General features: G+C 67.2%; 22 protein-coding genes. 10 read left to right on the top strand and 12 right to left on the bottom strand.

All coding sequences use genetic code 11. The annotated features are described in order from the left end of the window. Nucleotides 1-111: 111 nt before the first annotated feature. From GGR25_RS08775 to GGR25_RS08760, 4 genes are read right to left on the bottom strand one after another with little or no spacing between them, the layout of a single operon-like run. Nucleotides 112-471 carry a DUF2335 domain-containing protein gene (locus GGR25_RS08775; RefSeq protein WP_183398357.1) on the bottom strand — a complete coding sequence of 120 codons (360 nt, stop codon included), beginning with the start codon at nucleotides 469-471 and terminating at the stop codon, nucleotides 112-114. Between the two features lie 10 nt (nucleotides 472-481). Next, nucleotides 482-697, bottom strand: a complete 216-nt coding sequence (locus GGR25_RS08770; protein WP_183398356.1) for a hypothetical protein — start codon at nucleotides 695-697, stop codon at nucleotides 482-484. Nucleotides 698-724: 27 nt separating this feature from the next. After that, a complete protein-coding gene (locus GGR25_RS08765) occupies nucleotides 725-1,987 on the bottom strand; it encodes a DNA-packaging protein (RefSeq protein ID WP_343068015.1) in 1,263 nt (420 codons plus the stop codon). After that, nucleotides 1,965-2,441, bottom strand: coding sequence for a hypothetical protein (locus GGR25_RS08760; protein ID WP_183398354.1), 477 nt, complete (start codon nucleotides 2,439-2,441; stop codon nucleotides 1,965-1,967). The genes GGR25_RS08765 and GGR25_RS08760 overlap by 23 nt, the downstream gene beginning before the upstream one ends. Before the next feature lie 677 nt (nucleotides 2,442-3,118). Between GGR25_RS08760 and GGR25_RS08755 the strand changes: the two genes are divergently transcribed. Together GGR25_RS08755 and GGR25_RS08750 are read left to right on the top strand one after the other, a co-directional pair. Continuing rightward, nucleotides 3,119-3,643 (top strand): hypothetical protein, encoded by a 525-nt coding sequence (locus GGR25_RS08755; RefSeq protein ID WP_183398353.1) that lies wholly within the window; start codon nucleotides 3,119-3,121, stop codon nucleotides 3,641-3,643. Between the two features lie 552 nt (nucleotides 3,644-4,195). After that, nucleotides 4,196-5,209, top strand: coding sequence for a GSU2403 family nucleotidyltransferase fold protein (locus GGR25_RS08750; RefSeq protein WP_246409373.1), 1,014 nt, complete (start codon nucleotides 4,196-4,198; stop codon nucleotides 5,207-5,209). Nucleotides 5,210-5,349: 140 nt separating this feature from the next. Here GGR25_RS08750 and GGR25_RS08745 read toward each other — a convergent pair whose 3' ends face one another. From GGR25_RS08745 to GGR25_RS08735, 3 genes are all read right to left on the bottom strand, one after another. Further along, entirely contained in the window at nucleotides 5,350-5,934 is a 585-nt protein-coding gene (locus GGR25_RS08745; RefSeq protein WP_183398351.1) for an NAD(P)H-dependent oxidoreductase, read from the bottom strand. A gap of 66 nt (nucleotides 5,935-6,000) precedes the next feature. After that, a complete protein-coding gene (locus GGR25_RS08740) occupies nucleotides 6,001-6,498 on the bottom strand; it encodes a MarR family winged helix-turn-helix transcriptional regulator (protein WP_210299856.1) in 498 nt (165 codons plus the stop codon). Nucleotides 6,499-6,506: 8 nt separating this feature from the next. Continuing rightward, on the bottom strand, nucleotides 6,507-7,583 hold the full coding sequence (locus GGR25_RS08735; protein WP_183398350.1) for an alkene reductase: 1,077 nt from the start codon (nucleotides 7,581-7,583) through the stop codon (nucleotides 6,507-6,509). Between the two features lie 539 nt (nucleotides 7,584-8,122). Here GGR25_RS08735 and GGR25_RS08730 point away from each other — a divergent pair. Beyond that, the gene (locus GGR25_RS08730; protein ID WP_183398349.1) at nucleotides 8,123-9,781 is read left to right on the top strand and encodes a multicopper oxidase family protein; all 1,659 of its coding nucleotides are present in this window, start codon (nucleotides 8,123-8,125) and stop codon (nucleotides 9,779-9,781) included. A 424-nt stretch (nucleotides 9,782-10,205) separates the two neighbouring features. Here the strand turns inward: GGR25_RS08730 and GGR25_RS08725 are convergent, their stop codons facing one another. Together GGR25_RS08725 and GGR25_RS08720 are read right to left on the bottom strand one after the other, a co-directional pair. Next, a complete protein-coding gene (locus tag GGR25_RS08725) occupies nucleotides 10,206-11,186 on the bottom strand; it encodes an aldo/keto reductase (protein ID WP_183398348.1) in 981 nt (326 codons plus the stop codon). Between the two features lie 94 nt (nucleotides 11,187-11,280). Then, nucleotides 11,281-12,150 (bottom strand): aldo/keto reductase, encoded by an 870-nt coding sequence (locus GGR25_RS08720; RefSeq protein WP_183398347.1) that lies wholly within the window; start codon nucleotides 12,148-12,150, stop codon nucleotides 11,281-11,283. 138 nt (nucleotides 12,151-12,288) lie between these two features. Here GGR25_RS08720 and GGR25_RS08715 point away from each other — a divergent pair, with 138 nt between their 5' ends. Together GGR25_RS08715 and GGR25_RS08710 are read left to right on the top strand one after the other, a co-directional pair. Next, on the top strand, nucleotides 12,289-13,626 hold the full coding sequence (locus GGR25_RS08715) for an MFS transporter (RefSeq protein ID WP_183398346.1): 1,338 nt from the start codon (nucleotides 12,289-12,291) through the stop codon (nucleotides 13,624-13,626). Between the two features lie 566 nt (nucleotides 13,627-14,192). Continuing rightward, nucleotides 14,193-16,157 (top strand): AAA family ATPase, encoded by a 1,965-nt coding sequence (locus tag GGR25_RS08710; RefSeq protein WP_210299855.1) that lies wholly within the window; start codon nucleotides 14,193-14,195, stop codon nucleotides 16,155-16,157. Nucleotides 16,158-16,693: 536 nt separating this feature from the next. On the opposite strand, the gene GGR25_RS08705 is transcribed toward GGR25_RS08710, so the two are convergent. Next, nucleotides 16,694-17,209, bottom strand: a complete 516-nt coding sequence (locus GGR25_RS08705) for a YcgN family cysteine cluster protein (protein WP_183398345.1) — start codon at nucleotides 17,207-17,209, stop codon at nucleotides 16,694-16,696. A 339-nt stretch (nucleotides 17,210-17,548) separates the two neighbouring features. On the opposite strand from GGR25_RS08705, the gene GGR25_RS08700 reads away from it, so the two are divergent. The 4 genes from GGR25_RS08700 to GGR25_RS08685 all read left to right on the top strand — a co-directional run bounded on the left by GGR25_RS08700 (nucleotide 17,549) and on the right by GGR25_RS08685 (nucleotide 22,140). Beyond that, nucleotides 17,549-19,744, top strand: coding sequence for a transglycosylase domain-containing protein (locus GGR25_RS08700; RefSeq protein ID WP_380146373.1), 2,196 nt, complete (start codon nucleotides 17,549-17,551; stop codon nucleotides 19,742-19,744). A gap of 36 nt (nucleotides 19,745-19,780) precedes the next feature. Further along, nucleotides 19,781-20,896: a serine hydrolase domain-containing protein gene (locus tag GGR25_RS08695; protein WP_183398344.1), complete on the top strand. Its 1,116-nt coding sequence runs from the start codon at nucleotides 19,781-19,783 to the stop codon at nucleotides 20,894-20,896. Nucleotides 20,897-20,989: 93 nt separating this feature from the next. Continuing rightward, complete coding sequence (locus GGR25_RS08690; RefSeq protein WP_183398343.1) at nucleotides 20,990-21,562, top strand: DUF1214 domain-containing protein; 573 nt, start codon at nucleotides 20,990-20,992, stop codon at nucleotides 21,560-21,562. After that, nucleotides 21,559-22,140 carry a DUF1254 domain-containing protein gene (locus GGR25_RS08685; RefSeq protein ID WP_183398342.1) on the top strand — a complete coding sequence of 194 codons (582 nt, stop codon included), beginning with the start codon at nucleotides 21,559-21,561 and terminating at the stop codon, nucleotides 22,138-22,140. The genes GGR25_RS08690 and GGR25_RS08685 overlap by 4 nt, the downstream gene beginning before the upstream one ends. Before the next feature lie 6 nt (nucleotides 22,141-22,146). On the opposite strand, the gene GGR25_RS08680 is transcribed toward GGR25_RS08685, so the two are convergent. Then, nucleotides 22,147-22,323 carry a hypothetical protein gene (locus GGR25_RS08680; RefSeq protein ID WP_183398341.1) on the bottom strand — a complete coding sequence of 59 codons (177 nt, stop codon included), beginning with the start codon at nucleotides 22,321-22,323 and terminating at the stop codon, nucleotides 22,147-22,149. Nucleotides 22,324-22,519: 196 nt separating this feature from the next. On the opposite strand from GGR25_RS08680, the gene GGR25_RS08675 reads away from it, so the two are divergent. Further along, nucleotides 22,520-24,034 carry a DUF2336 domain-containing protein gene (locus GGR25_RS08675; protein ID WP_183398340.1) on the top strand — a complete coding sequence of 505 codons (1,515 nt, stop codon included), beginning with the start codon at nucleotides 22,520-22,522 and terminating at the stop codon, nucleotides 24,032-24,034. A gap of 13 nt (nucleotides 24,035-24,047) precedes the next feature. Here the strand turns inward: GGR25_RS08675 and GGR25_RS08670 are convergent, their stop codons facing one another. Further along, nucleotides 24,048-24,404 carry a DUF1491 family protein gene (locus GGR25_RS08670; RefSeq protein WP_183398339.1) on the bottom strand — a complete coding sequence of 119 codons (357 nt, stop codon included), beginning with the start codon at nucleotides 24,402-24,404 and terminating at the stop codon, nucleotides 24,048-24,050. Between the last annotated feature and the right edge of the window lies 1 nt (nucleotide 24,405).

Raw genomic sequence — 24,405 nt, 5'->3', positions numbered from 1 at the left:
TGCCGGCCGAACCGATGCGCCGCCGCGCCTTCCTCCTCTCCCTTGGGGGGAGGTGAAGAAGGGCGGGCGCGAGGCCGGATTGATGCCCTGCGGTGACTCGAGGTCGGGGCCTTACCCCCCGTCCCGGTGCGTCCTGAGGAACGCCCAGACGATCGAGGCGATGGTGGTGCCGCCGAGGATGGCGGCGACGAAAGGTTGCGCATGGGTGATCGCGACCGCCGTCACGGCGAGCGCGAGCAGCACGAAGGCGAAGGCAAACAGGCGACCCAGCAGATCGGCGCGCGCGAAAATCTCCGCCTCGCGGCGCTCCATCATGCGCCGATGGCCGGATTCGCCCTCCCATTGCCGCATGATCCGCTCGGCGCCGTCCGCGACCACGTCGTCAAACTGGCGCAGCAATTGCGGCGGCGGCAGCGGCCCGGCCCAGGCATAGGGATGGGCGGCGAGATCATCGGGCGGCGCCTCCTCCACGGCCGGATCGCTAGCCGGACAAGCGGGCACGATCGACGACCTTGCGGAAATCCGCGCCGAGCCGGTCCCAATCGCCGGCGAGCGAGCGCGCGACCCGCACCGATTTCGCCCCGGCATCGGCGCGCGGCGCGGGATGCGCGAACACGGCCAGCGCGCCGAGCCCGCGCAGCAGCGCCCCGATCGGCGACGCGCGGTGGGCGGGGTGCTTCTCCTTCGTCACGCCCATGGCGATCCTCCATCGCTCGAAGCGGCCTCAGATCATCCTCACCCGCGGCTCGCCGGCGCCTTTCAGCATCAGCGCGGTCAGCGCCCAGACGAGCGCATCGAGCCGGTCCGGCGAGCGGCCGTTCGAAAGCCCTTCCGGCCCGAAATCCGCCAGTTCGTCCTCCAGCTGCGGGAACGTCCCGGCATGGCGCACGCGGCCCTGTGCATAGAGCGCGGCCACCGGCTCGGCGCGCAGATATTTGCCCCGCGTCGCGCGCACCGGCGTCACCGGAATGTGCGGATCGACCTCGCCGATCACGCTCGCCACCATGTCGCCGCCCTGGTTGACCTCGGCGACGAGAATGTCGGCGTCGAGCGCGCGATAGAGCCCGACCGCCGCCGCTGCCCAGGCGGCGGGCTTCACCTCCGCCACCGAGCGGTCCGCCAGCACATAGGCCGTGCCGTCGCCGGCGAGGCCGCAGGCGACGATGCCGCAGGCATCCGCGCCGCGCCGCCGCGAGGCGGGCGGATCGACCGCGACCGCGATCCGCTGCAATTCCGGCGCGCTTTCGACGCGCAGCGCCTCGATCGCGTCACGGCTCCAGAGCGCGTCGGCGCGATCCTCGATCAGTTCGCCGTCGATCTCCTGCCGGCCGAGCCGCGTGCCCTTGTACCGGCCGAGCACGCGCTCCAGGAAGCCCGGCGCCAGATTGGCGAGGTTCGCCCCCGTCCCGGCTCGCGTCACCACGGTGCGTTCGGCGGCGATCAGGCGCTTCATCAGCTTCGTCGTGCGCGGCGTGGTCGTGACCAGTTGGCGCGGCAGATCGCCGAGGCGAAGGCCGAACTGCAGCATGTCCCAGGTCGCCTCGCCATGGCGCCATTTGCCGAGCTCATCCGCCCAGGCGGCCTCGAATTGCGGGCCGCGGAGGCTTTCCGGGTCCTCCGACGAGAAGCAGAGCGCATAGGCCCCGTTCGGCCATTCGAGCCGGCGGCGCGAGGGCTGCCACAGGGGCCGCTCGTCCCGCCGGTGCACGGCGAGGAGGCCCGAGACGCCCTCGATCATCACGTCGCGCACATCGGCCAGCGTCTCGCCGACGAGCGCGATCCGCCCGGCCGGCGCACTGGCATAGCCGGGGCGCCCCGCGGCCATGGCGCGGACCCATTCCGCGCCGGCCCGCGTCTTGCCGGCGCCGCGCCCGCCGATCATCAGCCAGGTGAGCCAGTCGCCCGCCGGCGGCAGCTGGTCGTCGCGGGCCCAGAAATCCCAATCCTTCGCGAAGGCGTCGATTTCAGCCGAGCTCAGCCGCGCGATCGCCGCCGCCGGGCTCCGGCCCGCCCGGATCGAGGCGTTCCAGGCGTTTCGCAAGCTCCGCGCGGAGCGTATCGAGATCGACGGCGACATCCTTCTTCCGGTCCTCCTCGGCCTTCAATCCGTTCAGCGTCTCGAATGTCTTGGCGAGCACGGCGAGCATGCGCGCATCCTTCTCGTCGCTCTCGCCATCGGCGGCCGCGAAGCGCTTTTCGAGATCGGCGATCTGTCGCTCGAAGGAGCGGAAGAGCCGCGCCACCAGCGAGACGCGATCGGCGGCGCGGATCGCCGCGGCCCGGGTCGGCGCATGCGGCCGCACCCAGCCCTCGCGTGTCGCCCGCGCCCGGAAGGTGCCGCGCGGCATGCCGGTCCGCTGCTCGATCTCCGCCTCGCTGAGCACCCCCTCCTCATAAAGCCGCCGCGCCGCGGCGACCGTCTCGTCGGAATGCGCGGGCATGGTAGAGTTCCTTTTGCGGACGCTATTCGTACGGCCTGCAGGCCGTCGCTCGTCGATCATGCAAGGCGCCGAAGGTGCCATCGTCTTGAGCCCTCCCCTTGAGGGAGGGCCAAAACCGCGTAGCGGTTTTGGGGAGGGGTCGCTTCGCGGGGAAGAGAAGCACGCTTCGGCGTTGCCGAAGCAAACCCCTCCCCGAAAGTGCTGCGCACTTTCGACCCTCCCTCAAGGGGGGGGTTCAAGCGGAGATCGCCGTCCACCCGCCGGCCCTCGCCACCTGCCACCCCCAAATAAGACGCGGCGATTCCGCCTTGCCGGGCCGACGCAGGACAACAGCCGCAGGCAAGGCGGAATCGCCGACCGGCCCGGGGAGGAACGGGCCGGGTCGGAGACCAACCAAGGATGAAAAGGGCAAAGAAAAAGCCCGCCAAAGCGGGCCACGAAGCTGTCTCGCATCGGACCGGCAAAACCACCACCCGGCGGCATCGCGCAACTGTCCGACTATGCCTGAACCCTACCGGAGCAGCGCGGCGCTGTCAAGGATTTTATTCCTAGGATTGGGTCCCTTGGCGCGCGACGCTGACAGAGTGCCGAGATGAAGCCCGCACAGGTTGTTGACGTTGGAGTTATTGCAATTAAAGATTGCGATCTATCCGGCATTCGCCTTTGGGGGGCAGGGAATGAGCGTGAGATCGACGGCCTTGGTTGTGGCCGTGGCGCTGGGGGTCAGTGCCTGCGCCTCCCGTCCGGATGATATCTCGGCGGCCTATGTATCGCCCCTTCCGTATCAGCAGCTGAGTTGCGAACAACTGGCCGCCGAGGCTCAGCGCGTCTCGATCAGCGCCGCAGCGTCTGCAGGCGCGCAGAACCAGCAGGCCAGCAATGACGCGGTGGCGACGGCGATCGGCGTCGTCGTGTTCTGGCCGGCGCTTTTCCTGATCAAGGGCGACAATGCCAAGGCCGGCGAGGTGGCGCGGCTCAAGGGCGAGATGCAGGCGATCGAGCAGGCGTCGATCGCCAAGCAATGCGATATCCGATTCCAAGGCGCGCCTCCGGCATCCGCGAAACGATCCCAGACGGCCTCCGCGCAAGCCAAGGCCGCACCCGCCGCACCTGCGCCGAAGGCCGCGCCGGCAGCACCACCGGCTCCGACTGTGACCACAACGGCTCCGGCCGCTCAAACCGTTGGCGCCACGCCCAACTGATGATCCTCCGGGCGGCCCCATCGACTGCCGAGACCAAGCAGTAACCGCCGCTCCCGTGCCGCGCTCGCCCGCCACCCGTCACATGCCCGCCAGCAAGACGTAGATGTCTGGGACTCGACCGGGCGTGACGGCGGCGGATCTCCACGGGTTCGCTCCTGACCACGCCCCCTCCCCCGTCATTGCCGGGCTTGACCCGGCAATCCAGGCCTCCTTCGCTGGGTCGAAGGCGGGCGCCGCGGGAAAGGCTGGATTGGCGGGTCGGGCCCGGCAATGACAAGCCTTGGCGGGCTGGCCGCGCGATATCTCGGCGCGGCGGATGCTGATCCTGCCGCGCCGTCCCCGGCGGATCAGTGCGGCCTGCGGGCCGGATGTGTCGCAGACGGCGCTCCTCTCATTCCGGCCGGCCTCCAACACTCCAATGTCATTTCCAACTCAACTGTTGGAATCTCGCCCCATCCATGCTTTGCTCTGTTCCAACAGCTGACCCCACAATCACCTTCCATTGCTGGAACCATGCAATTTCAAGAACTTGACAACGACCAGCGCCGTGAGATGGTCAATTCGCGGCAGCGTTTCGAGGCGTTTCAGGCGGCTTTGAAGCGAAGCGACAGCTATCGCGGGTCGATGGTGTTTTCGGCGACCGGCGGCACGGACTATCTGCTGAAGAGCTATTACGACCCCAAAAGCGGCCTCCGGCGGCAGAGATCGCTCGGCCCCCGCACGGCGGAAACCGAGGCGCTGAAGCAAGCGTTCGAGCGCGGGCGCGCGGAGGCGGCAGAGGATCTGAAGGCCGCGCGGGCCGCCATCGAACGGCAGGCCGGCATCAACCGGGCGCTCGGCCTCGACCGCATACCGGACCTCGGCGCGCGAATCCTGCGCGCGCTCGACGCTGCCGGCGTCATGGGCCGGGGCCTGCGCGTCGCAGGGACGAACGCGCTCTTCGCCTATGAGGCCGCGGCGGGGGTGCGCTTTCCGGTCGGCGTGACGACCACCGAGGACATCGACCTCCTGTTCGACGCCCGCGCCCGGATCGACTTTCTCGCCGAGGAGGAAGTCAGCGAGCGCAGCCTGATCGCGCTGCTGCGCCGGGTGGATCGCTCCTTCGAGCGGCTGCCGGCGGATTTTCGCGCGCGCAATCGCGATGGCTATCTCGTCGACCTGATCAGACCGCTCCGAAACCCGCCATGGCGCGAAGAGCGGACGGCCCTCTCCCCGGTCGCTTCGGACGAATTGCAGGCGGTGGGGATCGATGGGCTGGCCTGGCTCGAGAGCGCGCCGGAGTTCGCCGCGATGGCGATCGACCAGCGCGGCTATCCCGTCCGTCTCGTCGCGCCGGATCCGCGGGCGTTCGCCGTGCACAAGCTCTGGCTGTCGGGCCGGGTGGACCGCGAGGCGGAGCGGCGGGCGCGTGACCGGGCGCAAGCCGAGGCGGTCGCAGCCCTCGTCACCGCCCACATGCCGCATCTGCCGTTCGAGGTCGCGGCGCTGCAGAGCTTTCCGCGCGATGTCGTCGCGGCGGCCGCTCCCCTTTTCGTGGGGGAGACAGAGGCGGGGTTCACGTGGTAAGGAGCCTTTGCTGCCCCGGACGAAAGACGACCGGGGCGGATGCGGATCGGGAGCCCCCACAGCTCTTTTCCGCACCCTGCCCCGGCCCGCCCTCCCGGGCGTCTCTCCGGCGTGGGCCCTCCGCCCGCGCCGAAGGATGGTCAGGCGGCCTTGCCGCCGAGTTCCCGCATCTCCGCGATCCAGCCCGCGCGCGTTTGCGCGTCGACGCCCTCGACATTGCCGAGCAGCGTCTCGCGCACCGGCTTGATGCCGACGAAATTCAGAATGTTCCGCTCCATGCCCTTCAAGGCATGGGCGCCGAAATACCAGCGATAGAAGAAGGCCGGCATGCCCATGGTCACGACGAGGCGCGCCGACTTGCCGGTGAGCAGCTTCTTCGGGAAGCCGCCGTCGCCATCAGCGAAGGCGAGGTCCGGCCGCATCACCTGCTCGAGGAAGCCCTTGAGCAGCGCCGGCATGGTGCCGAGCCAGAGCGGGAAGACGAAGACGATGTGGTCGGCGGCGAGAACCGCGTCGCTGCACGGCTTCAGCGCATCGGGCACGGGGCTGTGCAGAAACGCATCCTGATTGCGCAGCAGCGCGAAATCGAGGGTGGCGACGCGGACGCGGAAGACCTCGTGCCCGGCATGCGCGGCACCCTCGCCATAGGCCTCGGCGAGCGCATCGCACAGATGCCCGCCGGCCGGATCCGGATGCCCGTCGATGATCACGATCTTCTTCGCCACGAAGCAGCCCACCCGCTCAATCGGATAAAGGCTAGGCGAGAAGCGGCGCCGCCAATTTGATCCCGATCAATCCGCCCTGCGGTCGATTGACCCGGCGATGCGATGCGCCAGGGCGACGAAGGTCGCGCGCTCGGCGTCTGTCAGGTCCGCGACGGCGCGCCGTTCGAGTTCGGCCAGCGCCGCCTCGGTGCGCTCGCGCAGCGCCTTGCCGCTCTCGGTCAGGCGGACGAGCGAGACGCGGGCGTCGTCGTCGGAGCGCGTGCGCGAGACGAGCCCGACCTCTTCGAGCCGGCGGAGCGATTTGGCGATGGTGGAATGGTCGAGCCGCTGCGCCTCGCACAGCGCCTTCTGCGATTGCCCGTCCTTGTCCCAGAGCAGCATCAGCGTGATCTCCTGGCCCGGAAAGAGGCCGAGATCGGCGAGCAGCGCCTGGACGGCGGCGCGGTGCGCGCGCGCCAGCATGGCGATCGCGCAGCTCGCGGGAAAGTCGCGGCCGAAGCTGGCCTCGGCCGCAACGCATTGACCGGCATCGACACCGCAGGGATCGTCCGGTCCGTCCTGCATCGCTCCTCCTATTCGGCGGCCTCGTGCACGGGCAGGCGCGGATAATCCGTATAGCCCGCCGCGCCGCCGCCGAAGAACGTCGCCTTGTCTGCTGTATTGAACTCGGCGCCGGACTTCAATCGTTCGACCAGATCCGGGTTGGCGAGCGCGAAGGTGCCGATCGGCTCGATATCGGCGATGCCGGCGGCCAGGTCGCGGCCGATCTGCTCGCGCGTGCGGCCGGGCCGTACGAGAAGCAGCGCATTCGGCCAGAGCGCGCGAATCTCGGCGAGCAGCGCCTCGTCGCCGAAATAGAAGAGATGCAGATAGGCGAGATCCAGCGCGGCGAGGCGCTCGACAAGGCGGCGATAGAGCTCCGGCCCCTCCGGACCCTCGTCGAGGCCAGCGATCACGAAGCCGGGCGAGAGGCGGATGCCGGTGCGCTCCGGGCCGATCTCGCCGGCGACGGCGGCGGCAACTTCGAGCGCGAAGCGGATGCGGTTGTCGATCGAGCCGCCATATTCATCGGTGCGGACATTGCCCGTCGGCGCCAGGAACTGGTTGATGAGATAGCCGTTCGCGCCGTGAATCTCGACGCCGTCGAAGCCGGCGGCAATGGCCGCGGCGGCGGCCCGGCGGAAATCATCGACCGTGGTGCGGATCTCGTCGGTGGTCAGCGCCTGCGGCACCGGGGCCGGCTGCGGTCCGGTCGGCGTGAAGACCGGCTCGCCGGTGGCGATGGCCGAGGGCGCCAGCAGCGGGCGATGATGCGGCGTGTTGTCGGGATGGCCGACGCGGCCGGCGTGCATCAGCTGCATGAAGATACGGCCGCCCGCCGCGTGCACGCGCTCGGCAACCTCGCGCCAGGCCGCCTGCTGCGCCGCCGTGTGGATGCCGGGCGTGTTCATATAGCCCTGCCCGTCCTCGGAGGGCTGCACGCCTTCCGTGATCAGCAGGCCGAGCCCGGCGCGCTGCGCATAATATTCGGCCGTGAGCGGGCCCGGCACGCCATCGGCTCCGGCGCGCGAACGCGTCATCGGCGCCAGCGCCAGGCGATGCGGCAGCTGGACGCCGCCCAGTTCGATCGGATCCCAGATCGTCGTCATTCCCGTGCTCCTTGATCCTTCGCCGCGCGCCCGGATCCTCCGCGGTCGCGCATCCGGCATTTCATGTTGCCGGCCACACATATCTAGGAGCGCATTATGTGGCTGGCAACATGATTCATGCGAATTTTTGAAGACGGGGCTGGTGGAGTGATGACCGGATGTAGGCACGCGGGTTGGGAAGTGCATGGGGAGGGAAGCGTGTCCGCAGCGTCTCCTTGCGAAAAGGCGGTCCGTATCGACGGGGTCTGCGCGCGCCGCCTCCCCTATTTGCCGTCATTCCGGCGAAAGCCGGAATCCATTCAGCCTGAGGCATCTCATCGTCCAGCACCGCGGCTGTATGGATCCCGGCTTTCGCCGGGATGACGCCGGAGTGTGGGGCGGCTCCGGTGAATCTGCTCTCCGCATGGGCGTCGCCAATGCGCAACGACGCGCGCCATTCGCGCGGCCCCCTCCCCCAGCTTGCCAAGCGACGTTTCGTCGCAGACACTGCGGCCCGCATGCGCGCCCGAGGCGGGAAGCGCGCGGCACGGGGGGATACCATGACGAGCGAGATCGAGCGGGACGGCGGCGCGGCGCGCCCTGGCCGGAGCCAGTCGCGCCTGTCGCGGCGCGGCTTCCTCGGCGCCGGCGCCGGTGCGCTCGCCACCCTGCCCGCGCTGCCGGTCGCCGCGGCCGAGCCGGCGATGAGCGGGATGAACCATGCGCATGGGCCGGCGGCGCAGCCGAGCGCCGGCGCGGCCGCGGTCCCGCCGGGCGATGGCCGCCTGCTCCGCGTGCCGTTCACGGCGGGCGAGCCGCTCGTCGAGCCCGAGGTGCGCCGCGCGGTGGACGGCGTGCTCGCGACGACGCTCCGCGCCGCCTATGCCTATCGCGATGTCGGCGGTTACCGCCTGTTCGTGCGCACCTATGAGGGCACGGTTCCCGGCCCGACGCTGCGCCTTGCGCCCGGCGACACGCTGAAGATCGACCTCGTCAACGACCTGCCGCCGAACCGCGATCCGATGCCGGCCTATATCGACCAGCCGCACCGGCTCAACACGACGAATTTCCATTTCCATGGCGCGCATGTCGATCCGGGCGGCATATCCGACAATGTCATGCGCTCGATGGAGCCGGGCCTGACGCATAAGATCGAGATCACGCTGCCGGAGGATCATCCGCGCGGCTCCTACTGGTACCACCCGCATCACCATGGCTCGGCCGATGTGCAGCTCGCGAGCGGCATGGTCGGCGCCATCGTGATCGAGGGCGATTTCGCCGACGTGCCGGAGATCGCCGCGGCGCGCGAGCGCGTGCTGGTGCTGAGCGAGATCGTCTATGACGGCTTCGGCATGATCGAGGGCTTCGAGACCCTCTTCCCCGAGACGGCGGCCCGCTTCTTCACCATCAACGGTCAGCGCGCGCCGGAGATCGACATGCGGCCCGGCGAGGTGCAGCGCTGGCGCCTCTTCCACACCGGCTATCAGGATGATTTCTTCCTGAAGCTCGACGGGCACACGCTGCAGGCGGTCGCGCGCGACGGCATGCCCCTGCCGCGCATGGGCACGCGCGAGATCCGCAGCGACGCCGACGCGACCGATCCCGACGCGATCCTGATCGCCCCGGGCCAGCGCATCGACATCCTAGTCAAGGCCGGCGCGCCCGGGGTCTATGATCTGAAGGGCCTGCCCTACGACCAGGGCTATCCCTCGCCGACCGGCCTGTTCGCGCGCATCCGCGTCGCCGGCGAGCCGATGGACATGGCGCTGCCCGCCGCGCTGCCACCGGCCCCCTTCCCCGATATCACCGACGCGGAGATCACCGGCCGCCGCACGCTGACCTTCTCGGCGATCACGCCCGAGGCCGATGCGGCCGGTCACTGGAGCGAGTTCAGCTTCCTGATCGACGGCAAGCCGTTCGACATGAACCGCGTCGACCAGCGCGTGAAGCTCGGCGCGGTCGAGGAATGGACCGTGGTCAACGCCCACAGGGACGACCACATCTTCCACATCCACGTGAACCCGTTCCAGCTCGTCGCGGTCAATGGCGCCAAGCTCACCGAGCCGGTCTGGCTCGACACCGCCGTGCTGCCGCGCGGTGGCTCCATCACCTTCCGCTCCCGCTTCCTCGATTTCACCGGCACCTTCATGCTCCACTGCCACATGATGAACCATGAGGAGCTCGGCATGATGCAGGTGGTGGAGGTGTATGAGGCGTGAGGAGGGACGACGGTCGGGGTCGTTGCGACTGTCTGGGGCCGCTCAGGCTTCCCAAGCGGCGGGGTCTGCCCTCCCCTTTCACCTCTCCCTGAGGGAGAGGTCGGCGCGCAGCGCCGGGAGAGGGTTTAGGGAACCTTCCGATCCTGCCGAGACGAATCAGCGCCCTATTCTGAGCCGTCCCTAAACCCTCTCCCGCCGACCTGCGGCCGTCGACCTCCCCCTCAGGGGGAGGTGAAGGAAGGGTGCCGTCCACTGCCGCGCTCCGCCGTCATCCCGTGCTCGACACGGGATCCATTCAGCCGAGGCGCGAGACGATGAGCCGCCTCAGGCTGCATGGATCCCGGCTTGCGCCGGGATGACGGCGTGCGGGACGAACGTCGGCGGCAAATCTCCGACGACGCGGCGTGCCAGCTGAGGCGTCCCCTCAGCTGAATCCCACCACCGCGTGCGGCACATAGGGCGCCTCGAGCTGGGCGATCTCGCTTTCGTCGAGACGGATCGACAGGGCGCCGGCCGCGTCGTCGAGATGTTCCGTCTTGGTGGCGCCGACGATCGGTGCCGTGATCACGCTCTTCGACAGCACCCAGGCGAGCGCGATCTGCGCGCGCGGCAGGCCGCGCTCGGCGGCGACATGGGCGACCGCCTCGACGACCTTCTTGTCCGCCTCGGCCGTCGCCTCATAGAGCGTCTTGCCGAAGGCGTCGGTCTCGGCGCGCGCCGTCGCCGCGTCCCAGTCGCGCGTCAGGCGGCCGCGCGCCAGCGGGCTCCACGGGATGACGCCGATGCCCTCGGAGGCGCAGAGCGGCAGCATTTCGCGCTCCTCCTCGCGATAGAGCAGGTTCACGTAGTCCTGCATCGAGACGAAGCGGGCGAAGCCCTCGCGTTCCTGCACGGCCAGCATCTTGGCGAACTGCCAGGCGAACATGGACGAGGCGCCGATATAGCGGGCGCGGCCGGAGCGGACGACCTCGTCGAGCGCGTCCAGCGTCTCCTCGATCGGGGTCGCATGGTCGAAACGGTGGATCTGGTAGAGATCGACATAATCCGTGCCGAGCCGCTCGAGGCTCGCATCGATCTCCGCGAGGATGGCCTTGCGCGACAGGCCGGCGCCGTTCGGGCCGGGGCGCATGCGGCCATGCACCTTGGTCGCGATCACGACATCCTCGCGGCGCGTGAAATCGAGCAGCGCGCGGCCGACGATCTCCTCGCTGGAGCCGTCGGAATAGACGTTCGCCGTATCGAAGAAATTGATGCCGAGATCGAGCGCCTTGCGGATGAAGGGACGGCTCGCCTGCTCCGGCAGCGTCCAGGCATGGTTGCCGCGGTTCGGCTCGCCATAGGACATGCAACCGAGGCAAAGGCGCGAGACTTCGAGGCCCGTGCGGCCGAGACGGGTATAGTTCATGGCGTGAGACTCCGGCGGATGGGGTGGGCGCAGAGCCTACGCCCGCACCCGCCCTGCGCCTACCGCCTTACCGTCACGATGCGGTGAGGCGGCCTCAGCCGGCCTCCTTGCCTTCCTTGTCGAGGGCGGCGAACTCCGCGTCCGACAGCGTCAGCGCCGCGCCCGCGACATTTTCTTCCAGATGCGCGACGCTGCCCGTGCCGGGGATCGGCAGCATCACCGGCGAGCGCTTGAGCAGCCAGGCGAGCGCCACCTGCCCCGGCGTCGCGCCGCGTTCGGCCGCGATCTTAGCCAGCACCGAGCCCGGCGCTGCCAGACGGCCGGAGGCGAGCGGCGCCCAGGGGATGAAGCCGATTGCCTTGTTGGTGCAATAGTCGAGCACGTCTTCGCTCTTGCGGTCGACCAGATTGTACTGGTTCTGCACCGACACGACGGGGAAGAACTTTTCGGCCGCCTGGATCTCCTCGATATTGACCTCGGAGAGGCCGACATGACGGATGAGGCCTTCCTTCTGCATCTCGGCGATCACGCCGAACTGCTCGGCCCGCGGCACCTGCGGATCGATCCGGTGCAACTGCCAGAGGTCGATGCGCTCGACCTTGAGCCGGCGGAGGCTCATCAGCACGCATTGGCGCAGATATTCCGGCCGCCCGACGACGCGCCAGATATTCGGCCCGTGCCGCGTCAGCGCCCCCTTGGTCGCGATCACCAGGCCCTTATAGGGCGCGAGCACCTCGGCGATCAGATCCTCGCTGACAAAGGGGCCATAGCTGTCGGCCGTATCGATCAGGTCGATGCCAAGCTCGGGCACGCGCTTCAGCACCCGCTTCGCCTCAGCCACATCCTTGGGTTCGCCCCAGATCCCAGGCCCGGTAATGCGCATCGCCCCGAAGCCAAGGCGCGTGACGGGAATATCGCCGAGCAGGAACGAACCGGACGGCGCAGCGGAGAGCGTGGCGGGCATGGCGGGGATCCTCGGGGTGGGGAAGCGGTCTTCGATGGACATAGGGGTTGAAGGGCCCGCCTTCCAGTGGCCGCCCCCTCCCCCGGCTTGACCCCGCGCGCCGGCGCTTTCAAAAGCAAGGGTGGGCGCGGGAGGAGAATGGGCGTGGCACAGGCGGCGATCGAGAGCGGCGGGACGGAGGCGCGGGCTTATAGCAAGGTCGTGCGGCGGCTGATCCCGCTGATGATGGTGCTCTATCTGGTCTCGTTTCTCGACCGGGTGAATGTCGGCTTCGCGGCGCTGACGATGAATGCCGATCTCGGCTTCACGCCTCAAATCTATGGCTGGGGCGCCGGCATCTTCTTCATCGGCTATTTCCTGTTCGAGGTGCCGAGCAATCTCGTGCTCGAAAAGGTCGGCGCGCGGCTCTGGATCTGCCGCATCATGGTCACCTGGGGGCTGATTTCCGCCGCCACAGCCTTTGCGAGCGGGCCGACGAGCTTCTTCATCCTGCGCTTCCTGCTCGGCGCGGCGGAAGCGGGCTTCCTGCCGGGCATGATCATGTATCTCGGCTACTGGTTCCCGCTCGCCATGCGCGCCCGCTATATCGCGCTATTCATGGCGGCGGTGCCGATCGCCAGCGCCGTCGGCGCGCCGCTTTCGGCGCTCGTCCTCCAGACCCATGGCTTCCTCGGCCTCGCGGGCTGGCAATGGCTGTTCATCATCGAGGGCGTGCCCGCGGCGCTGCTCGGCCTCGTCGTGCTGTTCCATCTGCCGGACGGGCCGCATCAGGCGCGCTGGCTGAACACGGCCGAAAAGCAAGCGATCGACGCGCGCCTCGCCGCCGACCATCAGGCCGGCGCGGGCGCGACGCATGAGGCGCTCTGGCCGGCGCTCGCCGATCCGCGCGTCCTCACGCTCGGCGCGATCTATTTCGGCGTCGTGGTGGGGCTTTATGGCATCGGCCTCTGGCTGCCGCAGGTCATCAGCGCCATGGGCTTTTCGACCGGGCAGATCGGCCTGATCCTGATCATCCCCTATGGCCTCAGCGCGCTCGCCATGCTCGCCTGGGGCCGGCACAGCGACATGAGCCGCGAGCGCATGCTGCATGTCGCCGCCTCCGCCTTCCTCGGCGGCGCCGGGCTGCTGGCCAGCGTGCACGCGCCCTCGCCGCTCCTCGCCATCGCCGCGATCACCGCCGCCTCGATCGGCATCTATTCCCTGCTGGGGCCGTTCTGGGCCGTGCCGCCGCTCTTCCTGCGCGGCACCGCGGCGGCGGCCGGCATCGCGCTGATCAATTCGATCGGCAATCTCGGCGGCTTCGTCGGCCCCTATCTCGTCGGCTGGATCAAGGGCACGACCGGCAGCTTCACCGCCGGCTTCGAAGTGCTGGCGGCGATCGTCGCGCTCGCCGGCGTGCTGACACTGGTGCTGCGGAGCCGGCTGCGGCGAGCGGGCGCGCGGACCATACTGAGAGAGGAAGGCACATCACGCTGAACGTGCCTACGACGACGACGCCGACCCGATCATCAACGACAACCGCGCCTTCACGGCAAAGCTCGAAGCCGCCGGCCGCCGCGTCGCTCTCATGGTCCAACCCGAGATGCGGCGCGGCTGTTATTTCTGCGCCAAGCTCCTCCCCCAAGGCAAAGCCGCCTTCGCCGCGATCAGGGCGTTTGTGGAGGGGTTGGGGTGACGGCGGGGTAAGGGGCAGCGGGCCGCGCGAGGCCGGTGGAGCTTTGCGGCGCCGTCGATGGATCACGAGGGTCATCACCCTCTCCTACAACCCGCCCTCCGAGGGCGGGGCACGGTGGCGCAGGCGATGAAACGGCACTCGCAGAAGGCTCAACGTCGATTGCCTCAGTGTTGGCCGGCCGGGTGCTCTGCTGCTTGGAAATTGACATACGCTTACTTGAGTGTCGAATATTCTCGCAGCTTGCATCGAATCTGATGCGCAACCGGATGGCTAGTCAGCCGAAAGTGAAAGGCAACGGATCAAGTTGATTTGCGATCAACTTGGGCCCGGTCGTCATTTGCGATGTAACGGAGAGGACGCGGAGAACGTGAGCGACCCAGTATCTGAAGGCAGGCAGGACACCTCCGCAGTGGATAGCGCGAAGTCTGAAGTTGGAGGGGTTAGCGTCGCTCCAGCCCTATCCAGCGAGATCCAGATCCTTAGGGACGCCGGCGACATCACTAGCTCTGTCGCCTTCGTCGGCGAAATTCCCGAGACTGATCTCGGTACCGCAGCACGAGATGACCAGTCGGCACTGGGCATTACCGACACCCGCTCCAACCGCGCAAGGCGCTGGACTCGTCTGGACTCAATCACCGTTCGCAATTTTAAGGCGACACAGGATGTTACAATTCCTCTTGGCAACGTAACAATTCTAGTGGGACCAAACGGCTCGGGGAAGTCTTCAGTACTTCAAGCAGTGCACTGGGCTGCTCGTGCCGCCAGTTACGTTGCACCCAAAAATACCAAGGAGATGATATCTTTTGAACGCTTGGACTACGTTCCGTCCAGCGAGCCCTTGCGGACCGCTCATAAGAGTGAACTCAAGACAGACTCAACGTCCACTCCCGTCGAGGTCGTATTTTCGCACATCCCGTTTGGGGAGGAGCGAACTGCGGCAACAGTAAAGATCCGCGCTGCCCGAAATCGTGGGGGCATCACGGCCTATATGGAGGGTGGTAGCGCGGTCACACCGTATAAGCAGCGCTTCCAATTCATCACCACCTACATTCCTGGCCTTGCGGGCCTCTCGGAACGGGAAAGCATCTTAGCGCAGCCCTCTCTCCGCCGGCAGGCAGCCAGCGGTGATGCGGGCGGAGTTATGCGAAATATTCTTCTGAATCTTCGCAGCCGTCGTTTGAACGAGGTCGACGATTCTGGCGGTACGGCTCGCCTCAAACGGCTCAATGAATACATAGACACCGTTCATCCAGGGAGCAGTGTTGATGTATCCTTCGACGAACGTGAAGACTATCATATTACTGCGACTTACTCTTCGCCTGGCCTTGACAATCAAGATCGACCTCTAGAAACGGCAGCTACTGGACTTCTTCAGGTTGTTCAAATATTTTCGTACCTGATATTATTCGAACCAAAGATCATGCTGATTGATGAGCCAGATGCCCATCTTCATCCAGACAAACAAGAACGACTGATCGAGACGCTGGAACGGGCCGCGACGGAATCAGAAACTCAAATTATACTGACAACTCACAGCCCTCATATCGCTCGTGGAGCGAGCCCATCTGCCAAGCTCGTCTGGATGAATCAAGGGCGTGTAGAGACCGACGATGGAGAAGCGATTCGCCGATTGCTAGGCTGGGGTGGCCTAGACAAGGCAGCACTGTTCTTCGTCGAAGACGAGGATGACACAGCTCTTCGAGCTATTCTTCGTCAATGGCCAGAATTGTCGAGACAAGTGGCCATCTGTCGATGCTTTGGAATTGAGAACCTCCCTAAAGACACGCTGTTGCGCGGACTACCCGTCGATGGACAAATAAAAACAAAGGCCATCATACATCGTGACGGCGATTTCATGAATACGGTTGAAGCCAAGATGTGGTCCGATCGCTTCAAAACCGAGGGTACCTTTCCTTGGGTCACATCGGGATGCGATGTAGAGGCTTATTTTTGTACAACGCCTTACTTGTCAAACCTCTATGATGTAGCCACCGATGTTGCAGAGGGATGGAGAAGCGAGGCTGCGGCAAAAATAAAAAAAGCCAAGGAAACGTTTTTCGAGAAGAGAAAATTAATAAATCGTGAGCTGTATCCGGACGGCGGATCACCAAATTCTGAGCATTTGTGGCTCCAAGCGGGCGGATCAACTGCATATACCGTCGTTGGGAAAAAGTTACTCTCCGCTCTTAAAGAAGTCATCAAGAGCAAAGGCTATGATGACAAACGTCTGAACACATATCGCACCACAAACAGTTATGAAGTTGCCAGCGATCTTCGAGCCTTGCTGGAGTCATGTCTCTTACCACATATGGCAGTGACGGGTGGCGCATAGCTTGTTGTGTTCGCTTAGCGCCAATAGAGCGCACAACGATTCGTTGCGGAACATCTAGGGATCTTGTTGTTTGACGCGCCCCTGAAGCCTCGCGAATGCCGGGTCCGGAGAGCCCCTCTCCCGCGCAGCGGGGGAGGGTTGGGGGGGGCTTGAAGCGCCGTGCCCCGACCGGGGATGAGAAAAGCCCGTCGCCTGCGGCGACGCCCCCTCTCCCGCTCTCCCCCGCTGCGCGGGAGAGAGGGCTGGCGGTGCGCGGCATCGGCGCCTTGCGGGTCGCCGGGCGTTGTTCGCGTGCGTCGCCCAGCCGTGGCGTCACTCCCGTGTCATTGCCGGGCTTGACCCGGCAATCCAGACTTGCTGTCCGCTTCGGAGTGTCCTCAAGAAAGTCTGGGTAGCTGGGTCAAGCCCGGCTACGACAGGGTTTTGGTGAGGACCGGAGGCTTGGTTCTGAACGGCCGCGGACTTTCGCGCAGCTCCGGAGGCGCGCACACGCGGCGCCCTTTGCGGCCCGGCATGGACCGAATGCCGACCGCCCCCTACCGCTCCGGCAATTCCCCCGGCCAGGTCACGATGAAGTCTTCATATTCCTCGACCGGGATGTCGGCTTCGCTCACCGTGCGGCCGGTGACGGAGATGCCGGCTTCGTGGACGGTTTCGGCGTCGCCGGAGACGAGGGGGTGCCACCAATAGAGGTCGCGGCCCTCGGAGACGAGGCGATAGGCGCAGCTGGCCGGGAGCCAGGTGAGCGAGCGCACCGCGTCGGGATCGAGGGGGATGCAGTCGGGCACGCGGGTGGTGCGGTTCGGATAATCCGAGCAGCGGCAGCTTTCATCGTCGAGCAGCTCGCAGGCGATCGCGGTCCACACGATCTCGCCGGTGTCCCAATCCTCGAGCTTGTTCAGGCAGCAGCGCGCGCAGCCGTCGCAGAGCGATTCCCACTCTTCCGTGGTCATCGCGTCCAGCGTCTTGGTCTTCCAGAAGGGCAGGCTCGCGGCATCCCCCGCATCGAGGGCGGGCGGCGCGGCGCCATCACCGTTTCCTTGCACGGCCATTTGAGTTGCGTATCCTTGCGGAAAAGCTGACAAGAAGCCCGTCCTAGAGGCTTTCGTGCCTTTTTGGAACAGGTCTCATCAGCGGGCGCCGCCAGCTTGCGTCCGTCTTCTTGGGCTCGCATGCGATCGGGTTGGTTCTTGCTGTCTCCGCGCACCCTTTTCCAACGGCTTTCGGACGGCATCGCCCGCCTGCTGGCGCATGGCCGCAGCGCCGCGCCGGACATGGATTTTCTGGCGCGCCGGCTCGGCGGCAAGGGGAGCGAAGGCCGCGATGCCGGTGCGGCGGGGAGTGGCGCGGCCCTACCGCCGCCGGCGGAGAGCCGCGACGCGCCGCCTTCGCTGGCGCCGCCGGTTCATCCCCCGCTCCTGCCCCCGCCGCTCCCGGAAGGGCCGCCGGCTCTGGCGCCGAACGAGGCGGCCGATGCGCCGCGGCGGCGGCTGCGGCTGATCGAGATCGATGCCTTCATCGATTCCTCGCTTTTCGCCGTCTGGTCCGCGCTCACGGCCGCCGTCGAGGGGCTGTCGCGCTTCACGCGGCGCTTCCGCGCCACCGGCTTTGCGCGCGTTCCGGTCGAGCTGGCCGGCGACGGTCTGACGATCGCGGCCGGCGGCGGCGTCGTCATGCTGATGCTGGCGCTGCCCGCCTTCGACGCGACCAAGCAGGACTGGCTGGCGCAATCAGACTATTCCGTCACCTTCCTCGACCGCAACGGCACGGAGATCGGCAAGCGCGGCGTGCGCCACAGCGAGGCGGTGCCGCTGGAAGCCATGCCCGACAGCCTGATCAAGGCGACGCTCGCGACCGAGGACCGGCGCTTCTATACGCATTTCGGCATCGACGTCTTCGGCACGTTCCGCGCGCTGTTCGAGAACCTGCGCTCCAATTCGGTCGTGCAGGGCGGCTCGTCGATCACGCAGCAGCTGGCCAAGAACCTGTTTCTCTCGAACGAGCGCACGATCGACCGCAAGATCAAGGAAGCGTTCCTCGCCATGTGGCTGGAGAGCAACCTCTCCAAGCACGACATCCTGCAGCTCTATCTCGACCGCGCCTATATGGGCGGCGGCAATTTCGGCGTCGCGGCGGCGTCGGAGTTCTATTTTGGCAAGAAGGTCACCGACATCAACCTCGCCGAGGCGGCCATGCTGTCCGGCCTCTACAAGGCACCGGCGCGCTATGCGCCGCATGTCAACCTGCCGGCGGCGCGCGCCCGCGCCAATGAGGTGCTGACCAATATGGTGCAGGCCGGCTACATGACCGAGGGTCAGGTGCTCGGCGCGCGGCGCAAGCCCGCCGACGTGGTGCCGGCGGCGGCCGACAATTCGCCGGACTGGTTCCTTGATTGGGCATTCGCCGAGGTGAAGCGGCAGGTGACCGGCGGCGACCGGACGCTGACGGTGCGCACCACGGTCGACATGAACCTGCAGCAGGCCGCCGACGACGCGGTCGAGAACGCGCTGCGCGAATCGGGCGAGCAGTTCCGCGTCAGCCAGGCGGCGATGGTGATCGCCGAGCCGGACGGCGCGGTGCGGGCCATGGTCGGTGGGCGCGATTATGGCGAGAGCCAGTTCAACCGCGCCACCGATGCACTCCGCCAGCCGGGCTCCTCGTTCAAGCCCTTCGTCTATACCGCCGCGGTCCAGAAGGGCTACACGCCGCAATCTATCGTCAAGGATGCGCCGATCTCGATCGGCAACTGGTCGCCGCGCAATTATGGCGGCCGCTATATGGGCTCGATCCAGCTCACCACGGCGCTGATCCACTCGCTGAACACCGTCGCCGTCCGCCTCGCCGCCGCGGTCGGTCGCGACACGATCATCGCGCTCGCGCATCGCATGGGCATCACGACGAATATCGTGAATTCGGTCGCCCTTCCGCTGGGCGCGACCGAGGTGACGGTGCTCGACATGACCGGCGCCTATGCGGTTTTCGCCAATGGCGGCTTCCGGGCGAAGCCCTATGCGTTCACGCAGATCGTCAATTCCGAAGGCAAGGTCGTTTTCGATCGCAAGCGCGATATCGGCGCGCCGGAACAGGTGCTGGACGAGAAGACGGTCGGCATGATGAACTACATGCTCAGCCAGGTTCCCGAGCGGGGTACGGGCCGCGCCGCCAAGCTTCAGGGCATCAAGACGGCCGGCAAGACCGGCACGACCAATGCTTATCGCGATGCCTGGTTCATGGGTTTCACAGGCAATTACGTCGGCGGCGTGTGGTTCGGCAATGACGACTTCACGTCGAGCAACAATATGACCGGCGGTTCACTGCCCGCACGGACCTGGAACCGCGTCATGACCTATGCGCATAGCGGGATAGACTTGAAGCCGATCCCTTATCTCGACGGCGGACCTTCCGATGGCGAGCGCCCTGCCCCCGCCATCGCCGCCGCCGGCGGCTCCGGCCAGCAGCCGCTGCTGCTCTCGGCCCGGACCACGGCGCAACTCGGCGCATTGCAGAAGGTGTTCGAGACGGCGCCGCCACTGAAGCGGCTGAACACGGCCGCGCTGACGCCGGAGCCTTCAGGTACGGCCAACTGATCGTGATGAATTTCGTTTGGGAAGCAAGAGGTTAGCATGACCGGATCCTCCGCGCGCGGCGCCATGGCAGAGCGGCTCGACGCCGTGATCGACGAGGCCGTCGGCCGATCCATCGTCGGCGCCGTGGTGCTGGTCGCCGAGCATGGCGACATCGTCTATGCCCGCGCCGCTGGCTATGCGGATCGCGAGGCGGGCCAGCCGACGCAACTCGACACGATCTTCCGCCTCGCCTCGGTGACGAAGCCGATGGTCGCCGCAGCGGCGCTGGCGCTCATCGAAAAGGGCGTCATCGAGCTCGATGCCCCGCTCACCCGCTATCTGCCGGATTTCCGGCCGAAGCTCGCCGATGGTCGCGAACCGGTCATCACGATCCGCAACCTGCTGACCCACACGAGCGGTTTCATCTATGGCTATCCGCCGGAGGCCGGGATTTCCGAAGGTCTCGCCGATCCGGGCCGCGGAATGGCGGAAAACCTTGAGAAAATCGCCGCCTGGCCGCTCGCCTTCGAGCCGGGAACGAAGTGGTTCTATTCGGTGTCGATCGATGTGCTCGGCGGCGTTCTCGAGAAGGCCGCCGGCAAGAGCCTTCCGCAAATCGTCGCCGAGACGGTTACCGGTCCGCTCGGCCTCAAGGATACGGCCTTCTCGGTTGTCGACCGCGCGCGCCTCGCCACGGCCTATGCCGACGGCACGCCGCCCTTCCCGATGGCGCCGTTCCAGAAGGTGCAGGCGCTCGACGGCGTGCTGGGCTTTGCCCCGGACCGCGTTTTCGATCCGGCCTCGTTCCCGTCCGGCGGCGCCGGCATGGTCGGAACCGCCGGCGATTTCCTCACCTTCCTCGAAGCCGTGCGCAAGGGCGGCGCGCCGATCCTCGGTTCCGAGAGCGTCGCGGGCCTGTCGCAGAACGCGCTCGGCGCGGTCGAGACGGGCCGGCCCGGCGTCGGCTTCGGCCTCGGCTGGTCGATCGTGCTCGATCCGGCGCTCGCGGAATCCCCGGCGAGCCGCGGCGCCTGGCGATGGGGTGGCGTCTACGGCAATGACTGGCTCGTCGACCCGGCGCGCGAACTCACCGTTGTCAGCTTCACCAACACCGCGGTCGAGGGCTGCATGGGCGCCTATCCCAAGGCGATCACCGGCGCGGTCTACGGGTGAAGCCAAGCCCCATTGACGCGGCCCGCATCGGCGGCTTTCCATGGCGGCCGCCGGCCGGAAGTGCATGGTGACGGCCAAGCTCCCGAGGCGCCCTTGCGACTGCTGATCGACCTCGCCATCGCCATCGCCGTCGCTGCGCTCGTCGGATTCGGCTCCGCCGTGCTGGTGCTCGACCGCGACAGCCTATTCGGGGCCGTCTCGCGCGGCCCCTGGACGGCCTGGCCGGATTCGGGCAGCCCGGATGCGGATCCCTACAGCAAGGCCATTCTGGCGCGTTCTGGCGAGGTTCCGCTGGGGGCGGGCGAAGGGATCGCGTTCCTCTCCGACCATGACAGCACCGGCAGCCGCCTCTCGGGTCGCTGTAATTATGAGGTCTCCGGCCAGACGCCGCCGGCGCGGCTCTGGACCCTCACGGCCTATGACGGCGACGGGCAGTTGATGCGCAATCCGATCGGACGGACGGAGTTCGCCTCGCGCGAGATCCTGCGGCGCGAGGACGGCTCGTTTGCGATCACGCTCTCGCCGGATGTGGTGCCGGGCAACTGGCTGCCCGTCGACCGGGACGCCAACCTCCGCCTCGTGCTCCGGCTCTACGACACGCCGCTGACGAGCAGCGGGGTCGGCGACGCCGTGCTGCCGGCGATCATGCGGGGGAGCTGCCGATGATCCGCACGCTCCTCTATGTCCTCGGCGGCATCTTTCTCGGCGGCATCATCCATATCGCCGTGGTGCTGCTCATCCCCGATTTCGCGAACCGCGACGCCTGGACGTCGATGGGCCGGTTCGGTCCGGACGGCGCCTTTCACATTCTGCCGATGTCCGAGCCGGGCACCGAGCCGCTGCCCTATCTCGATCCGCGCCTCGCGCATGCCGCCTGCCGCTTCTCGCTCGATGACGGCCCGATCCGGATCAAGGCGGCGATGCCGGACGAGTTCTGGTCTCTGGCGGTGTTCGACCGGCGCGGCAGCAATGTCTACAGCCTCAACGACCGCACGGCCGAGCGCACCGATATCGATCTGGTTCTCGCGACGTCGCTCCAGCTCACCAAGCTGCGTGAGAATCCCGTCGAGGCGCTCGATCAGTCGATCGTGATCGAGATCCCCGCGACGCGCGGCTTCGTGCTGATCCGGGCCTTCGTGACCGACAGCGCGGATACGAACCGCGTCAACACCGCGCTGAAGGCGGCGCAATGCTCCGCTCCGCTCGAGACGGCCCCTGCCCCGCCGCAGCCCGCCCAGCCCTGACGCCGTCTAGCGACCGAGGCCCGGGCTCGGGCGAACCCGGTCCGGCTCGACAGGCCGCTTCTCGGCCGGCGTGCGGTCGATCCTGACGCCATGGAAGATCACGATCTCCCCGCGCGGCCGGTCCTTTTGAGCCGGACGCTGACGGCGCCGCTTGTCGAGCGAGAAGGATAGAATGTCTGCCATGCGACCTCCTTTGGAGGTCCGTCTGACTGGATCGACGCCCCAACTGTCCGGCGGACGCTCTCGCTTGTCGTAAGTTTATTTACCGCCGAGCAAGGTTAACAGTCCGCTAACGAGTTGGCGGCAAGAATGGCGGCCGAGCCCGATGCTCCCGGTATCCGCGTACACCATGCATCCTTCCTTTCCCTCGGATGGTCTCATGGCCATGGCCGTTTCAAATCAGCAGAGCCGTGATGCAGCCCTCCTCCGGGCAACCACAGAGCTCTTTGCGCTCGGTTCCAAGCACGATGTCGACGAGATTCGTCGCTTCGAGGAACTGGCGACGCATTTTCTCGGCAAGGTGTCGTCTGCGGACCGCGCCTTCGTCGCCGAACGTCTCGCCAAGGCCAAGGATGCGCCGCCCTCTGTGCTGCGGATGCTGGGCAAGGATCTGATCGAGATCGCCCAACCCGTGCTCCGCCGCTCCGAATCGCTGTCCGAGATCGACCTCCTCTCGATCATTTCGTCGACCGGACCGGCGCATCACCGCCAGATCGCGCAGCGCGGCACACTGCCTGCACCCGTCGTGGCGGCGCTTCGCCTGGCCGGCGACCCGCAGACGATTTCCCTCCTGGCCGGCTATCCCGAAAGCCAGCCCGCAACAGCCCGCTCGGTCGAACCGCCCGCGCCGCGACCGGCACCCGCGCCTCTCCCGGCGCCGGCGGCACGGGCGGCCGCACCGCTGCCCGCCGAGACGAAGGCAGGCTCGACCGAACTGAAGCGCTTCGCCGCCGCTGGACGGCTCGAACGCGATCCGGGCGCCCGCGAAGTCTTCGCGACGGCACGCGCCATGACGGCGGCGCTCAGCCTCGAGATGGAGAGCTTCTCGATCTATCGCCCCGGCGAGCGAAAGAACGAGGCGCCGGTAGAGCTCCCGGAGGCTGAGGCCGCAGCACCACAGGGTGCCGCCGAGCCTCCGGTTGCTGCGGCGGAACCCGCACAGCCGGTTCAAACGGATGTCGAGACGCTCGCGCCCGCAGTTCCCGTTGCTGCCGACGTGACGCGTGCCGCACCGACCGAATCACCCGCGGAGGAACCGGCCGCCGAGGAGCCGTCCGAGCCGGCGCCCGAGATCGTTTCGACCTGTGTCGCGCCCGAGGCAATCGATCCGCTCGCCGATTTCCTCGCGCTGGACGCCCGTGGCCGTCTGGACGCCCTCGCGCGGCTTTGCGGCCGTGTCGGCCCTGCCGATCCGGGCATGACGGTGCTCGATGCCGACAGTGCCTTCCGTGTGGCGCTCGGCAGCGCGCGTGTCTCGCAATCCGCCCGCCGCCGCCAGCGCGAGGCGCTGATCCGCGCTCTCGCCGATGGCCTGAAGCTCGATACCGAGACCGTCACCGCCATCACCGACGACCCGTCGGGCGAGGCCTTGGTCGTCCTTCTGCGCGCAATCGGGCTTGCCGAGGCGGAAACGCATCAGGTGCTGCTCTTCGCCAACCCGACCGTCGCGGATGCCGTCGACACGTTCTTCCGCCTGGCGCGCCTCGGCGCCGAGGTCGGCCGTGACGCGGCCGAGAAGATCGTGGCGGGATGGCGCGGCGACGCTTCGTCGGGCCGGACCGGTCATCAGCCGCTTTTCGCCGATATGGAATTGCGGCGCGGCTCCCATGCCGGACACATGCGCGCTCCGGAGACCGCAGGCACGGTGGAAGCGGAGCGCCGTACCGCGGGCTAGAGCGGCAGACCGCTCAGAGCTTGTCGGGATCGATTGTTTCCAGGAATGCGCGGCCTTCCCGATCCTCGACCTCGACGAGCCAGAGGTCAGGATCGAAGCGCATTTCCTTGTCGAACCGCGCCAGAGCCACCGGACGCTCGGCGGCATGCTCCATGCGGATGAACAGGCGATCCCGCGGCCGGTCGTCGTCGAACGCCGTCTGTGGCGCCGGGCCGTACAGATCGACCGTCCCGTTCAGCCGATCGACGATGACGAAGATCGCGCCAGCCTCTTCCGCGCCACGCCGCATGGTGGCGGCGAAGCCACCCTGGACGAAGACGCGCCGGACATAGGCCGAAACCCAGAGCGCTGAGGTGACGCGGAGGGACATG

This window comes from Kaistia hirudinis, from assembly GCF_014196455.1.
GTDB classification, from domain to species: domain Bacteria; phylum Pseudomonadota; class Alphaproteobacteria; order Rhizobiales; family Kaistiaceae; genus Kaistia; species Kaistia hirudinis.
This window is presented reverse-complemented; position numbering and strand designations above follow the sequence as displayed.

Excerpts from the sequence above, each read along its gene's own strand:
- GGR25_RS08770 (WP_183398356.1), bottom strand. The coding sequence starts at position 697 with ATGGGCGTGACGAAGGAGAAGCACCCCGCCCACCGCGCGTCGCCGATC.
- GGR25_RS08760 (WP_183398354.1), bottom strand. The coding sequence starts at position 2,441 with ATGCCCGCGCATTCCGACGAGACGGTCGCCGCGGCGCGGCGGCTTTAT.
- GGR25_RS08755 (WP_183398353.1), top strand. The coding sequence starts at position 3,119 with ATGAGCGTGAGATCGACGGCCTTGGTTGTGGCCGTGGCGCTGGGGGTC.
- GGR25_RS08750 (WP_246409373.1), top strand. The coding sequence starts at position 4,196 with ATGGTCAATTCGCGGCAGCGTTTCGAGGCGTTTCAGGCGGCTTTGAAG.
- GGR25_RS08740 (WP_210299856.1), bottom strand. The coding sequence starts at position 6,498 with ATGCAGGACGGACCGGACGATCCCTGCGGTGTCGATGCCGGTCAATGC.
- GGR25_RS08735 (WP_183398350.1), bottom strand. The coding sequence starts at position 7,583 with ATGACGACGATCTGGGATCCGATCGAACTGGGCGGCGTCCAGCTGCCG.
- GGR25_RS08730 (WP_183398349.1), top strand. The coding sequence starts at position 8,123 with ATGACGAGCGAGATCGAGCGGGACGGCGGCGCGGCGCGCCCTGGCCGG.
- GGR25_RS08725 (WP_183398348.1), bottom strand. The coding sequence starts at position 11,186 with ATGAACTATACCCGTCTCGGCCGCACGGGCCTCGAAGTCTCGCGCCTT.
- GGR25_RS08720 (WP_183398347.1), bottom strand. The coding sequence starts at position 12,150 with ATGCCCGCCACGCTCTCCGCTGCGCCGTCCGGTTCGTTCCTGCTCGGC.
- GGR25_RS08715 (WP_183398346.1), top strand. The coding sequence starts at position 12,289 with ATGGGCGTGGCACAGGCGGCGATCGAGAGCGGCGGGACGGAGGCGCGG.
- GGR25_RS08705 (WP_183398345.1), bottom strand. The coding sequence starts at position 17,209 with ATGGCCGTGCAAGGAAACGGTGATGGCGCCGCGCCGCCCGCCCTCGAT.
- GGR25_RS08695 (WP_183398344.1), top strand. The coding sequence starts at position 19,781 with ATGACCGGATCCTCCGCGCGCGGCGCCATGGCAGAGCGGCTCGACGCC.
- GGR25_RS08685 (WP_183398342.1), top strand. The coding sequence starts at position 21,559 with ATGATCCGCACGCTCCTCTATGTCCTCGGCGGCATCTTTCTCGGCGGC.
- GGR25_RS08680 (WP_183398341.1), bottom strand. The coding sequence starts at position 22,323 with ATGGCAGACATTCTATCCTTCTCGCTCGACAAGCGGCGCCGTCAGCGT.
- GGR25_RS08675 (WP_183398340.1), top strand. The coding sequence starts at position 22,520 with ATGGCCATGGCCGTTTCAAATCAGCAGAGCCGTGATGCAGCCCTCCTC.
- GGR25_RS08670 (WP_183398339.1), bottom strand. The coding sequence starts at position 24,404 with ATGTCCCTCCGCGTCACCTCAGCGCTCTGGGTTTCGGCCTATGTCCGG.